This is a genomic window from Micromonospora echinofusca (assembly GCF_017614955.1).
GTDB classification, from domain to species: Bacteria; Actinomycetota; Actinomycetes; order Mycobacteriales; family Micromonosporaceae; genus Micromonospora; species Micromonospora echinofusca_A.
Map to the genome: position 1 here is coordinate 1 of NZ_WVUH01000041.1, position 12,277 is coordinate 12,277.

The 12,277-nt window shown below is 69.4% G+C and carries 14 protein-coding genes; 7 read left to right on the plus strand and 7 right to left on the minus strand.

Going from position 1 to position 12,277, the window contains the following annotated elements; genetic code table 11:
- Positions 1 to 238, plus strand: a 238-nt coding sequence (locus GSF22_RS07655) for a hypothetical protein (protein ID WP_208812276.1), incomplete at its 5' end; no start/stop codon positions are given.
- Positions 239 to 314: 76 nt separating this feature from the next.
- Positions 315 to 1,043 (plus strand): VOC family protein, encoded by a 729-nt coding sequence (locus GSF22_RS07660; protein WP_208812278.1) that lies wholly within the window; start codon positions 315 to 317, stop codon positions 1,041 to 1,043.
- On the opposite strand, the gene GSF22_RS07665 is transcribed toward GSF22_RS07660, so the two are convergent.
- Positions 1,020 to 2,636 carry a hypothetical protein gene (locus GSF22_RS07665; RefSeq protein ID WP_208812280.1) on the minus strand — a complete coding sequence of 539 codons (1,617 nt, stop codon included), beginning with the start codon at positions 2,634 to 2,636 and terminating at the stop codon, positions 1,020 to 1,022. The two genes, GSF22_RS07660 and GSF22_RS07665, sit on opposite strands and share 24 nt — an antisense overlap.
- A 179-nt stretch (positions 2,637 to 2,815) precedes the next feature.
- Here GSF22_RS07665 and GSF22_RS07670 point away from each other — a divergent pair, with 179 nt between their 5' ends.
- Positions 2,816 to 3,298 carry a hypothetical protein gene (locus GSF22_RS07670; protein ID WP_208812281.1) on the plus strand — a complete coding sequence of 161 codons (483 nt, stop codon included), beginning with the start codon at positions 2,816 to 2,818 and terminating at the stop codon, positions 3,296 to 3,298.
- A 76-nt stretch (positions 3,299 to 3,374) separates the two neighbouring features.
- On the opposite strand, the gene GSF22_RS07675 is transcribed toward GSF22_RS07670, so the two are convergent.
- The 3 genes from GSF22_RS07675 to GSF22_RS07685 all read right to left on the minus strand — a co-directional run bounded on the left by GSF22_RS07675 (position 3,375) and on the right by GSF22_RS07685 (position 5,525).
- Positions 3,375 to 3,677 carry a hypothetical protein gene (locus tag GSF22_RS07675; protein WP_208812283.1) on the minus strand — a complete coding sequence of 101 codons (303 nt, stop codon included), beginning with the start codon at positions 3,675 to 3,677 and terminating at the stop codon, positions 3,375 to 3,377.
- 81 nt (positions 3,678 to 3,758) lie between these two features.
- Positions 3,759 to 4,661 carry an aminoglycoside phosphotransferase family protein gene (locus GSF22_RS07680; RefSeq protein ID WP_208812285.1) on the minus strand — a complete coding sequence of 301 codons (903 nt, stop codon included), beginning with the start codon at positions 4,659 to 4,661 and terminating at the stop codon, positions 3,759 to 3,761.
- 474 nt (positions 4,662 to 5,135) lie between these two features.
- Positions 5,136 to 5,525: a hypothetical protein gene (locus tag GSF22_RS07685; RefSeq protein WP_208812287.1), complete on the minus strand. Its 390-nt coding sequence runs from the start codon at positions 5,523 to 5,525 to the stop codon at positions 5,136 to 5,138.
- Positions 5,526 to 5,549: 24 nt separating this feature from the next.
- Between GSF22_RS07685 and GSF22_RS07690 the strand changes: the two genes are divergently transcribed.
- Entirely contained in the window at positions 5,550 to 6,182 is a 633-nt protein-coding gene (locus tag GSF22_RS07690) for a hypothetical protein (protein WP_208812289.1), read from the plus strand.
- 22 nt (positions 6,183 to 6,204) lie between these two features.
- On the opposite strand, the gene GSF22_RS07695 is transcribed toward GSF22_RS07690, so the two are convergent.
- A complete protein-coding gene (locus tag GSF22_RS07695) occupies positions 6,205 to 7,080 on the minus strand; it encodes a sulfotransferase domain-containing protein (RefSeq protein ID WP_244366593.1) in 876 nt (291 codons plus the stop codon).
- Between the two features lie 627 nt (positions 7,081 to 7,707).
- On the opposite strand from GSF22_RS07695, the gene GSF22_RS07700 reads away from it, so the two are divergent.
- Positions 7,708 to 8,223 carry a hypothetical protein gene (locus tag GSF22_RS07700; protein WP_208812293.1) on the plus strand — a complete coding sequence of 172 codons (516 nt, stop codon included), beginning with the start codon at positions 7,708 to 7,710 and terminating at the stop codon, positions 8,221 to 8,223.
- 96 nt (positions 8,224 to 8,319) lie between these two features.
- Positions 8,320 to 8,481, plus strand: a complete 162-nt coding sequence (locus GSF22_RS07705; protein WP_244366595.1) for a hypothetical protein — start codon at positions 8,320 to 8,322, stop codon at positions 8,479 to 8,481.
- Here the strand turns inward: GSF22_RS07705 and GSF22_RS07710 are convergent.
- Complete coding sequence (locus GSF22_RS07710) at positions 8,478 to 8,879, minus strand: hypothetical protein (protein WP_208812295.1); 402 nt, start codon at positions 8,877 to 8,879, stop codon at positions 8,478 to 8,480. The genes GSF22_RS07705 and GSF22_RS07710 overlap by 4 nt on opposite strands.
- 518 nt (positions 8,880 to 9,397) lie before the next feature.
- Here GSF22_RS07710 and GSF22_RS07715 point away from each other — a divergent pair.
- Positions 9,398 to 10,690 (plus strand): hypothetical protein, encoded by a 1,293-nt coding sequence (locus GSF22_RS07715; protein WP_208812296.1) that lies wholly within the window; start codon positions 9,398 to 9,400, stop codon positions 10,688 to 10,690.
- Positions 10,691 to 11,270: 580 nt separating this feature from the next.
- Here GSF22_RS07715 and GSF22_RS07720 read toward each other — a convergent pair.
- Entirely contained in the window at positions 11,271 to 12,203 is a 933-nt protein-coding gene (locus tag GSF22_RS07720) for an SDR family NAD(P)-dependent oxidoreductase (RefSeq protein ID WP_208812298.1), read from the minus strand.
- Positions 12,204 to 12,277: the final 74 nt, after the last annotated feature.

The window sequence follows — 12,277 nt, forward strand, 5'->3', positions numbered from 1 at the left end:
GGCGATGGCCGTCATCGCCGCCGTCGTGGCGGTCGTCCTGCTCGTCCTGAGCGTCACGTGGTGGCGGAGGTTCGCGGGAGCCGGCTCGTCCGACCGGCGGGCGCGGCGGGTGTGGGGGTTCCTCGGTTGCTTCTCGGCGCTGCTGTTCCTGCTGCTGACAGTCGTGGCGGTGGCGAACACCTCCACCGCAGCCGACCCGGCACCGGCACTGCTGGCCTTCTTCGACGGTGGATGGTGACCGCCGCACAGCCCGGGGCGCCGGGCCCGCCGGGAAACGCGTTGTCGCCCTGCTGACCCGAACCTACGATGCGGAGATGTTCCCACGGCTGCTGACAGTCACCATCGATGCGCACGACGCGATCCGCCTGGCGCAGTTCTGGGCCGGCGTACTCGGCCGGGAGGTCGTCGAGGACGCCCGTGGTGCGTTCCTGCCCGGCGACGACACCCAGGTCGGTGTCCGGTTCGCACCGGGCCGCACGGGGACCGGGAGGACCGGCCGCCGCCTGCACTTCCACCTGACCAGCGCCAGCCACACCGACCAGCAGCACATGGTGACGACGGTGCTGGGGCTCGGTGGCAGCCACCTCGACGTGGGGCAGCGCCCCGAGGAGGGGCACGTCGTCCTGGCCGATCCGGAGGGCAACGAGTTCTGCGTGATCGAACCGGGCAACACCTTCCTCGCCGGGTGCGGCCTGCTCGGGGAGCTCGCCTGTGACGGCACCCGCGACGTCGGTCTCTTCTGGAGCGAGGCGTTGGGCTGGCCGCTGGTGTGGGACCAGGACGAGGAGACCGCGATCCAGTCACCGCACGGCGGCACGAAGATCGCCTGGGGAGGCCCGCCCGTCGCCCCGAAGGAGGCGAGGAACCCGCAACGTTTCGACCTCGCCCCGCCCGGCGGTGACCAGCAGGCGACAGTGGACCGGCTGGTCTCCCTCGGGGCCACCCGACTGGAGGTCGGTGCGGACGGCAGCGTCGTGTTGGCCGACCCGGACGGCAACGAGTTCCGTGTGGTGACCCCGTCAGCGGCCGGCGGCGTCGAGTAGGCGGGGCGGCAGCCGACTCCACCAGCGGGCCATCGCCCGCGCCTGGGGCGGGTAGGGCGACGTCCCCGACCCGGCCTCGATCTCCGGTAGCAGGTCGCGATGACCGTCCGTGGCCAGCCCGTAGGCCAGGGCCCGCAGGATGCCGGCATCCAGCGCGGAGGGCACCTCACGCGCCCGCTGCCGTTGGGTGGCCAGAACGCGGCGCCACCGCGCGGCATCCCACCGAGCGGACCAGTGTGGGGTGGCAGCGGCGGCGGCGTGCCGCAGCGACGGTGGCACCGCCGGGTCGGTGAGCAGGCTGTACACCAGTTCCCGATGGTCCGGGACCTGCAACAGGGTCAGCAGTCGCAGGGCGGACCCGGCCAGCACCGGGTCCCAGTCCCGCAGGTGCCGGCGTAGTTCGGTGAGGAGCGCGGTGGCCAGCGGTCGGCGGTACGGCGTGGCGGCCACCAGCATCGTGGCGTAGAGCCGTTGATCGGCGTTCGGGCTCTGTACCGCCTCGGCGACCAGCCCGGGAAACACGTCGTCCCGCTCCGCCGGCTCGACGGGCAGCAGACTGCGGGCCCGGTCGACCAGGCTGCTGACTGTGGCCGCAGCATCGGGTGTCAGGTCCGACCGGTGGAAGGGCGCCTGGGGTCCGCCGACGTCGAGGACGGTCACCCGGTCACGTGGACCACGACGGTGTGGCAGTGCGCGGGCCAGCCTCGCCGTGAACTCCCCGGTCAGCGACCGTACGCCCGGGTCGGCGGGAGCGTCGGTCACCAGGTCACCGACGGCGGTGACCAGGCGGCCCCACTCCTGGTCCGTCCGGAAGTGCCCGGCCCGAAGTTTGCGGATGGCGGCCAGTAGCGCCCCCTGCTGGGCGAGCTGGTTGTGCGGGGCGACAAGCTGAGCGAGGACGTACCGGTTCGCGGCCGGCCCGGCGGTCACGTCCAACAGCGACAGCGGCGTGATGAAGACGGGCACGGCCGGATCGTCGACGACCGCCGTGCATACTCGCACGGTCGGTGTCTCCGCGTCCGGATGCTCCAGTAGCCGGCTCATCGCCTCCTGCCGGAGCAACCACTGCCCGCCTTCGGCGACGATCAACTCGCCGAGGAGATTGCCGGCTATCTCCTCCCACAGCAGTGGCGGATGCAGCACCAGACCGGGCCGGCCGGCCACCTCAGCGGTCAGCTCGTCCCAGTCGGGGCCGCTCATCGCGTACGGCACCCGGGCCCGGGCCACCAGGTCGTGCCAGCGCGCCGGCACCGGCCCGGTGCGGTCGACCGCAGCACCGCCACGGTGGCGCCCCGCCCCGGCAGCACCGACGCGTGCCGGATCACCGTCGAAGCGGCGTACCGCGTCGGCAACGGTGGCCAGACTCAGGTCTGGCAGCCCGAGCAGTAGCTCGTAGCGACGGAGCACCGGACGACTCACCGGCAGGTCACCGCGTTCCCAGCGGGTCACCTGCGAGGGGGCCAACTCCCGCCCGGCGTCCGTGGCGTACGCCCGGGCGAACGCCCGTCCCGACCGCAGCGCAGCGGTCGGGCCGAGGAGCCGGTTGGCCCGCAGCATCCAGCCGATCTGCCGCCGTGACGAGAGAGGGGGCATCCTGCCACCGTGCCGGGACGGTCACCGACTGTCAATGATGTGTCACATGGGTGACCGGGGACGTGGCGGTGCGGTGTTGCACGTCGGCACTGGCGTGCAACGGACGGCCGGAGTCCTCCGAAGCCGGCCTAGGTTCGACGCAGAGCGCACCTCCACCCGTACCGGAAGGGGTTTCCGAGATGACGCACAGCAGCAGACGAGGACTGGCCATGCTGGCCGCGACCATCACCGCGACCGCCGTGGCGCTCGCGCCGATGTCACCGGCACTGGCCGCGGACGGCGACGATCCGACCTGGTACGGCTGCGACAGTGGAGCGCAGCGCCTGGTGACCGCGCAGATGCCGGACCGGCAGTTGCGGATGGTCGACCCGGCCAACGGCGCCGTGATCGGGTACGCCTACCTGATCTACTCGCCGACGTGCGAGACGCAGTGGGTCAAAGTCAACTACAACAGTGGGTACTACCCGCAGCCGTCGGTCTGGCGACAGAACCAGTCCGGTACCAACCAGTACATCTCGCAGTTCTCTCCCTGGGGTGGCACCGTCTGGACCTACGTCCTGGACGGCATGCGGACCCAGGCCGGCTGCGGTGGCGTACAGATCTACCGGGGTGTCTCCGGTGGCTCTGGACACGTCGGCTGGTACTACCTCGGTTGCGCCTGATCGCGGTGTGCGGTCCCGGGCCGGTACGTCGGGGACCGCACACACCCCGGGTTCCGCTGCCGAGCGGTTCCCGCGTCTACGACTGCGGGTCGGGGTGACCAGCCATGGCCGCGTCGAACCGGTCGGCGAGCGCGACGAACTCGTCTCCCCAACCGCTGGACAGCGACACCTCCTGGATGGGGCCTGTGGGCGCGAACAGGATCGTGAGGCCGAACGGCACGGGACCACCCGCGCGGACGATCGTCGTCAGCTCGTCCAGTTCCTCCAACGCACCCGCCGTGTCCTGGAACGACGACCAGGAGAAGTCGTTGTCCGGCCGGGCCAGGTGCGTCCGTGTCTCCGCGAGTACGGCCAGCAACGCGGCGATGTCGGCACCCATGGCGGGTAGCATCGCACGGCCGGTGCTTTCCCCGTCATGTCGCCCGGTGTGCGCCCGTCTGCGTCGACCGGGCCCTGACACTCACGTCAGTTCGGCGATCACGGCGCGGACCATCCGACGGCCGTGCTCGGCCATCCGGGGGAAGGTGTGCCGGTAGTAGTCGATGCCGGTCAGGGACGGCGCGAGCGCCCAGCCGCAGGCACGGCGCCAGGTGGCCTCGTCGCAGGCGATGGCCTCCCGGTAGGCCAGTCGGGCCGCGCCGGTGAAGGTCCACAGCGCGGGAGCCACGTCGGGCGCCGGGTCGCCGACACCGAGCGCGCCGAAGTCGATGACCCCGGCCAGCCGGCCGGAGTCGGTGACCAGGTTGCCCGGTTGCAGGTCACCATGGATCCACACGGGATCCCGGTCCCACTCGGGAGCCGCCAGGCAGGCTTCCCACGCGGCCTCGGCGGCGGCCACGTCGAAACCGTCGTCGTATACGGCGAGCCGGGGCAGTACCCGACGGACGCCGGCGTCGACGTGGCGCAGGGCGGCCCCACGGCAACCCGGTGGGATGACCGGTCCTGCGGTGGGGTCGATCCGGTGCAGGGTGTGGACGAAAGCGGCCACGTCGTGGGCCAGGGACACGTCGTCGCAGCCGAGCCGGGGTGGGGTGCTGCCCGCGATCCACGGTACGACCGTCCACCGCCAGGGGTATCCCTCGCCCGGCTCGCCGAGGTGCAGGGGGACCGGGATCCGTACCGGCAGATAGGGCGCCAGGAGGGGCAGCCACCGCGTGTCGGAGTTCGCCTGGTCGACCGCCCTGGCTGTCCTGGGCATCCGGGCGGCGAGGGTGGTGCCGATGCGGAAGAGCACGTGGTCGGTGCCCTCCAGATCTCCGGGTACGGGGGTCACGGGAAGGCGGGCCCACCGTGGGCACTGGGCCGCCACCAGGCAGCGCACCTGCTCGGCGGTGGGGCGGATCTCGTCGGCGTGGAGGGGCACGGTGGGCACCCTATGGCGGCTGGACGGTACGTGGCCAACGGATTAGGAATCCGGTACGCCTCACGCCTCGTGCGGGCCGCTGACCTGCGGCAACGGGTCACGCTTGGCCGCCCGCGTCCAAGATCAGTCCGTGAATGGTCCGTGGTGTCAGCAGGACGGTTTCGGCAAGGATGGAAATTGCTGTCGAAGGAGGTGAGCTGCGATGTCGAGCAACGGCAAGCGTACTTCCGGGTGACCTTCCTCCGAACACGTGCCGGCGAACGAGCTGGCCCGTCGTCAGAGAGTCCGGCCGATCACGTCCGTTGACGACCTGGCCCGGCCGGACCTGTTCAGCTCGGACGACGAGCATGATGCCTTCCTGGCCGACGTCCGCGCCTCTCGGCGGGCTGATGACGTGTTGACCTGGTCGGACAGGGCACAGGAGCCTGGATCGTGGAACCTACCCGCGCTCGGGCAGGACCCATCACCATCAGTTCAGCGCACGGGCCCTTCACCGAATCTGGCCCCCTTGATCAGCACGTCCGACTTGATTTCGGCAACCGTCCAGACGTGACCACAGAAGTCATCGACCGCGACGCCACCGTGCTCAAGCAGAGCAGCAGCGAATGCCAAGAGTTGCACCCGGCGCGAGATGCGGTAGTTGATCTGGACGCCCCAGTCAGGCCGGTGTCCAACGGTGTACTCAAGACTCGCGATGTCTTCCGGCTCCCAGTCCTGGTACAGACCGCTCGCCTCGTCCACCGGCCAGATATAGAGCGGCGCATCCGTGGTCCAGCCGTCGGGGGTTGGGACTGCCAGCCTGTTCAGGTGCCGGACAACCTGGGGCCTTGGCGCCGCAGGGAACGCAAAGACGTTCTCACTCATAAGGGCACGATACGAATCCTCAGATTGGAAGATCGTCCCGAACTGCCGGCTCTACCGGGCTTTGCGGCCGACGAAGGGCCCGTCCAGGCGGGCGCGTGGCTGTTCGGCGTCGTGCGGCTTGCCGCCCCCGGCCCGCAAGGGCGGCTTCGCGTACCGCCGGCTCACCAAGTGCCCGGACCCCGGCACCCGGTGGCAAGCCGCGAAGCGGCGCGGCAGTCGATCGCCCCGACCTCGACGGCGGCCGACCGCCCCGCGCTCGTCACGGCATTTCCGGGTGTTCGGTCCGATACGTTGGTCTACGTGAAGCGGGAAACCCTGGTGGCGCTACTGAGTGGGGCGGGCGAGGCGTACGAGGCGTGCCGGACAGCGCTTGGCGCCGGTGCCGAGTTCGACATCGACAACGGGCTCATCCCAGCGAGCCAACTGGCAGCGACGTACTGCCTTCGGAACGAGATCACCCAGGAGGCCGGGATACCTACGCTTGGCTTCGCTCGGGCTGTCGAGCATCTACGCAAAGCGGGAGACCACGCGTTACGCCTGGGCAGCGTTCGGGTGCAGGATTCCCCGTACTACTTCCTGCTCTTCCTTTCGGTCGATGCCTCGTCGGTCGTGGAGTGTATCGGAGTGTCAACGGCACCACGTCCTAAGGCGGGATAGCGAGGAGGATGACGGCGTAGGGTCATTGGGCAGGGACGATGGGGCCGCGGTGCAGCCAGTCGATGAGGTCAGGCTCGGCCAGCTTCGCGACCCGATTCTCGTATCGTCGCAGGTCATCTTCGTCGAGCAGGTCCCGCCACTGGCCGCTGACACCCCGGTTGAAGAACCGCTTCGGATCGTTCCACATCGCCGTGACCGGGGTCAGAGCCTCCGCCCGGCCACGCATCGAGTCGAATGTCGCTGCCCGCACCAGATCCGGCCACCGCGACTCCGGCACCTCGATTCCGAGGCGCCCGGCGAGGAACCTCATCTGGCCTTCAAGATCTGACTTCAGATCGTCGTAGTGCAGCAGTAGCACGTTGGGCCGCTCCCGCTCGGCCCAGAACCCCGACAGGTGGTGCAGCATCGACGGCAGGCCCACCTGCACATTGGTGTCCTCCAGCCAGGCCCAGAACCGGTTGTACGCGGACTCCGCAGGCGCCGGAGCCGTACCGGCGGGCTCCTGCGCCGGGTTTCCGCCGGCTGCCAGCATCGCCTCGAAGGTCTCCTGGGCAACGTTCTGGGAATGGGCGTCCCAGGAGATCGCGACGTCCCGCGGATCCCGACCGACCGCGACGTAGGTCACCCCATCATGGATGGGCAGCCCGTCGAAGGGCGTATGGGTCTTGATGAACCGACGATGCCGCTGCGCCTCGTAGAACGCGAAGATGTCGTCCCGGCTGCGAGTCAACAAGTCGAGCCAGTAGGTGAGGTCGTCCAGCGGTGCCGGCAACTCCGGTGTCTGGAAGATCAGCAAGGCGCAGATCGTCTGGGTCCACGTCGTCCCGCACTTTGCTGGGGTCGAAACCACGATGTCGCCTTCGCGGAACGGAAAACCCTCCCACCGTCCGCTGTCCATGAGCTCGTTCTGGTACCGAACCTTCGGTTGACGCAACGGTCTTTTCCCGCTTCTCGTTCGTCCATCCATAGTAGACTCAACCTATCGAACCGGGCGACCTGTCGACCAGCCCGCCTGCCGATTCGAAGATCCCGGCACCCGCTCGTCCCCCTTCGTCGCTCCCTGGTGCGATCGGGGTGCGGAGGTTGAAGGGCCAAAGTTCGAGCTATCTCGGTGGTTCGGATTCGAGGGTCATGCCGGTGCTGGTGAGGAAGCCGGCGAGGAGATCGGTCTGTTGTTGACAAGCGTGTAGCCGACGTTTGACCAGTTCAGCAAGGTGGTCGACACCGCGGGCGGCGTGCTGGTCACCGGCGGTCGCATGACCTGGCCTGCCTCGTCCTGGAAGCAGATCCAGGCGCCCCGAGCCGCCGCCAACCTCTTACCGACGGCCACCGCCCACGATGCCAGCCGGCGATCGCTTCCGGATCGCGTTCGATCGCCCGACGAGTGGGAACCTGCTGGCTGTACCGATCGTCGCGGACATGATCGCACTGCGAGTAGTTGGATGGTTAGCGGCTCAGCCTCGCCCCGGCCATCGCTGCCTCGACCTGCTGCTGAGAAGACCCCGCCCTGGGTAGTGTGCCCGCCGTGCTGGATGAGCGTGTGCAGGTCTACCGGGTCGAGCCCTACGCCGACCACTTGACCGTCGTGATCTCGGACGCAGAGGTGACCGAGGGTGTGTTTGACGGGTACACCTGGGACAAGGCCGACGATGCGTGGCGGATTGCCGTAGAGCGCCATTGCATCGTGATCGGTACAGCCCGCTATGACTACGTGCCGGTCAGGCTGGACGTCTGGAGTTCCTTGCCCGTCTTCGACCCACTCGACGCCTATGACCATGTCGTGGAAGCCGATGTCGAATTCCCGTCGGGCAAGCTGGCGGTCACAGGTGCCACCCAACTCCCGGACGAGGTGGAACCGATCCCTGTCCCGGCAGGGCGTTACCGCGTGCGTGTGGGATACCTCCCGACGGAGCAGCGGCCATCGAAGTGCTCTGAGGCAGAACCGGGCGATCATCTGGAGTACCGGGTCACCATGTGGCCAACGGTCGAGAACTGCGACGTGCGGATTCTCAAGCAGGGCCCATCACCTTGGGCCTACTGAGCGAGCCGGACGTAGGAGACGGGCGGCGCCAGCCGGCCGTTTCGTACAACGGCTTCGGTAAGGATGAAAGCCGCTGTCGAGAGAGGCCCCCGCACCATGGACCACCTCCGCTCGCATCTCGCCGCCGCGGACACGGTGCTCCCGGCCGACGTGCTGGACGCGATCGACGCGATCGTGGCTCCCGGCGTCGACCTCGCCGCCCACGAGAAGAACGACACCCCACCCGCTCTGCTCGAACCGGCGCTACGCCGCCGCTAACCACCCGGCACGTCGGCGACCAGGCGGCAGCCGGACATGCGCCTGCGCGACCGGCTGCCACCTGCACCACCGCACAGGAAACCCCGACCAAGCGGGCGTTCGCCCAGCATCGGGCCCAGAGGTCGGTCGGGTCTGCTGCACCGGGTTGGTTCGCCGGATTCTGGTTCGCGGGTGACGGCGCGGCCGACACGACACCGTGTCCCGGCCCGGCGGACTGCCGGTTGACCATCGGTTTCTACCGAGACGGAGATGACGGCGGCGACAAGGGCCATCATCACCGCCAGCCTCACCAGGACCTTGTAGACGTCAACGCGCTTCTTCTCGCTGCGAGATGCCACCGCGAAGACGAAAGACGCTCCCACGACCACCGTGTAGGCCGCTGCGATCCACTCCTGCATGCATGCTTCTCCTCATCGGACGACATCGTCGGAGACGGAGTGCAAACGTCACCTACACGGTCGCTCTGCGGACGCGTTGCGTGCCTCTGCGACCTGCCGGCGTCGTCATGGTGCTCGTCAACGAGCGCGGCCCAGCGGCCCGTGCAGCGGATTCCCTGTGGGGTCGCAGGTTCCGTCCACAGACCGGTCGGGCGGACCATTGAGGGCACGGCGAAGAAGGCCCCCGATCACCCAGGACGCGAAGGCCCGGATCCAGTCGGCCGCCGCGACGAACCCCACCAGCTCGACCGCCCGCACCGACTTCGACCCACTACCGCAACGCTCATCGAGGGCTGCGTCGACCTCGGCGGATCCGGGGGAGCGTGTGCGTGGCCTGCCTCGCTGGGCCGACACCAGGCCATGCACTACCTGATCAATACCGAAGTCGCCCATGAGGGTTGTGGGCGGGTATGCATAACTAGTCCCTCTTGATAGTACGCGGGCTGGTCTCTGCTGATTGTTTACGTCATGCTGGCAGGGTGGCCAATGGCGAGACCAGCGAGCGGCGGACCCGGTTGGACTGGCGCGGGCGGCTCTCCGGGGTGGCTCTCGGCGCGGCCGGTGGCATGGGTGTCAACGTCCTGAGCAACGACTTCGAATACTGGGGCGCTGCCGCAGCCGCAGCCGCTGGCGCGGTCCTCGCGACGATCACCTGGCTACGTGGACTGCCACCACGCGCGCCCCTGGTTCGCTACACGACCCGGACCCTGCTGGCCCTGGCCCTGGTCGGAGCGGTCGTAGCGGGTCTGGATGACGTGGCCTGGAACGTACAAGCCACCCTGAACGCGGCGGGTCTGGATCTCCTGGCCTGGACCGGATACGCGACCCTGGCCGCAGCGGCCCTGACGATCGTCGCTGTTCTCATCGTCAACACCGCTCAGGCCGTCAAAATCCTGTACGGCGCAGCGCTCATCGGCATCGGGATGGTGCTCATCAGCAGCGGTACCAGGTTCCTGGAGCTCGGCCACCCCGACGAGCTCATGGCCGAAGAGTACGCCCTGGCCGGCGTAGTGCTCATCGGCAGCGGGGCGGCGCTCATCGGCGGTGGCATCATGCACCTGACCATCAGCCACGCCCTGGCCGGGGTGGTGCTCGTCGTCGGCGGCATGGCAGTCATCGGTGGTGGCATCACGCTCCTGGTCGAAGGAGGCTTCAGTCTGCGCGGCGTGATGGTCATCGGCGGCGGGATGGCGCTCATCGGCGGTGGCATCATGCACCTGACCATCAGCCACGCCCTGGCCGGGGTGGTGCTCGTCGTCGCCGGCATGGCAGTCATCGGTGGTGGCATCACGCTCCTGGTCGAAGGAGGCTTCAGTTTGGACGGCGTGATGGTCATCGGCGGCGGGATGGCGCTCATCGGCGGTGGCGTCATGCTCGCCAGGAGCCACACCCTGCGCGGGGTGATGGGCCTCGGCATCGGGGTGGCGCTCATCGGCATCGGCATCCTGTTCCTGGTCGGAGGAGACGGCCTCTTCGGCGCAGTGGTCATCGGCGGCGGGATGGCGCTCACCGGCGGCGGCATCATGCACCTGACTCGAGAGCCTGACTTCATGAAACGACTACAGGGATGGGCCGTGACCCTGACACGCGACCCGAGAGACGCCGCACCTGTCGACCTGCCCCGCACCGGAACGAACGCAGCGGCGATGCCGAACGGCATGGAAAACAAGTCGATGGCCCGGCCCGAAGGGACGGAGCGACAGGCGCCGGAACCACCCCCAGAGGCCAACCACAGCCGGCGCCCGACACGGCCGCTAGGAGGTCCACCCTGACCCAGGGCTCGGGAACGACGTCGGGGCCGTGCGGATCGGGTGGTGTGGGTCAGGCGGCCAAGGTGGCCGCCAGTTCCGGGCCGGCCGGGTCGGGGCCGGTCACCACGGGTCACCCGGCCGGCGCCGGTGCGACCCACGCTCCACTGCACGGCGCGCAGCACGGTGATCTTCTGGGCGGCCGGGAACTTGAAGGCGGTGGCCCAGTGCGGGGTGCGGAATCCCGTCCCCGTTGCAGCGAGACGGGGAGTCGGGCGCGATCTGCCCGGGGTGCGCGGCCTCCCGCGCCTGCGCGACGACTTCACGGTAGGCGGGCGGCCTCATCAGCGAGGTCGACAGGGCGCCGCTGCGGGAGGCTTCGTCATGCCGCCCACTCTCCTGACTGCCACTGACAGTACGGCGGTGGCGCTGGTGTGATTCGCCGGTGGTCGCGAGGGCGCAGTCGGGTGGGGTTCCGTCGGCTGGCCGGGCGGGCGGTGGCGGCTGGACGGCGCTGGGTGTGGGCCGGTAGTTCTCAGTCGAGTTGCTCGGCCAGCACGATGACGATGCCTTCGGAGCCGGTGTTGCCCGCGTCGGTGACCCGTCAGCGCTCCGCGACCGGTGACCGGAGGTCGACTCCGGTGAGTTGCGCGGACCGTGACCACAGGCGCACCGCGAGGTCGGGGTCGGTGGCGGGCCCGGAGAGCGTCTCGAACGTCGGCCGGGCCGGGCGCCAGGGTCGGCCCGGGCCGATGTGGCGGTTGGTGGGTGCCGTGGTCTCGGTGGCGGCGTAGAGGATCGGCGTCACGGCGTCGTCGATCGGGCGGCGCAGGAGGAGGCCGAGCACCGTTCCGACCGCGCGGGTCAGGGGCGGGCTGTTCCGGTCCAGGTCGGTCCGGGCCATGCCGGGGTGGGCGAGCAGGCTGCGTACCGGTGATCCGGCGGCGCGTAGTCGGCGGTCGAGTTCCAGGGCGAACAGCACGTTGGCGAGTTTGGAGGTGGCGTAGGCGCCGCCGGGTGAGTAGCGGCGTTCGGCGGCGAGGTCGGCGAGGTCGAGGCGACCCAGCCGGTAGAGGCCGGATGCGACGGTGACCACGACCGGGTTGCGTCCTCTGCTCAGGTGGTCGAGGAGCAGGACGGTGAGCGTGAAGTGTCCCAGGTGGTTGGTCGCCAGTTGGCTCTCCGCGCCCTGTGGGCTGAGGCGCCGGGGCACGCTGCCGATGCCGCCGTTGTTGACGAGCGCGTCGACCGGGACGCGGTCGGCGCGGAGGCCGTCGACGAACCGGTGCACGGTGTCGAGGTCGAGCAGGTCCAGGTGGCGGACGTCGAGGTCGGCCGTCGCGTTGTCGGCGCGCAACTCGCGGCGTACCCGGTCGCCCTTGCGGGTGTCGCGAACCGCCATGATCACCCGGCCGCCGCGTCCGGCGAGGTGGCGGGTGATGGCCACGCCGAGGCCGCTGCTGGCGCCGGTGACGACGGTGGTGCGGCCGGTCTGGTCGGGGAGGTCGGCGATGGTCCAGGGTGCGGCGTGGGTCATGGGCCCCTCCTCGGGAAAGCTAAACGGATTACCTATCCGATTGAAGGTGACCCGAAGCGGATTGTCAATCCGGT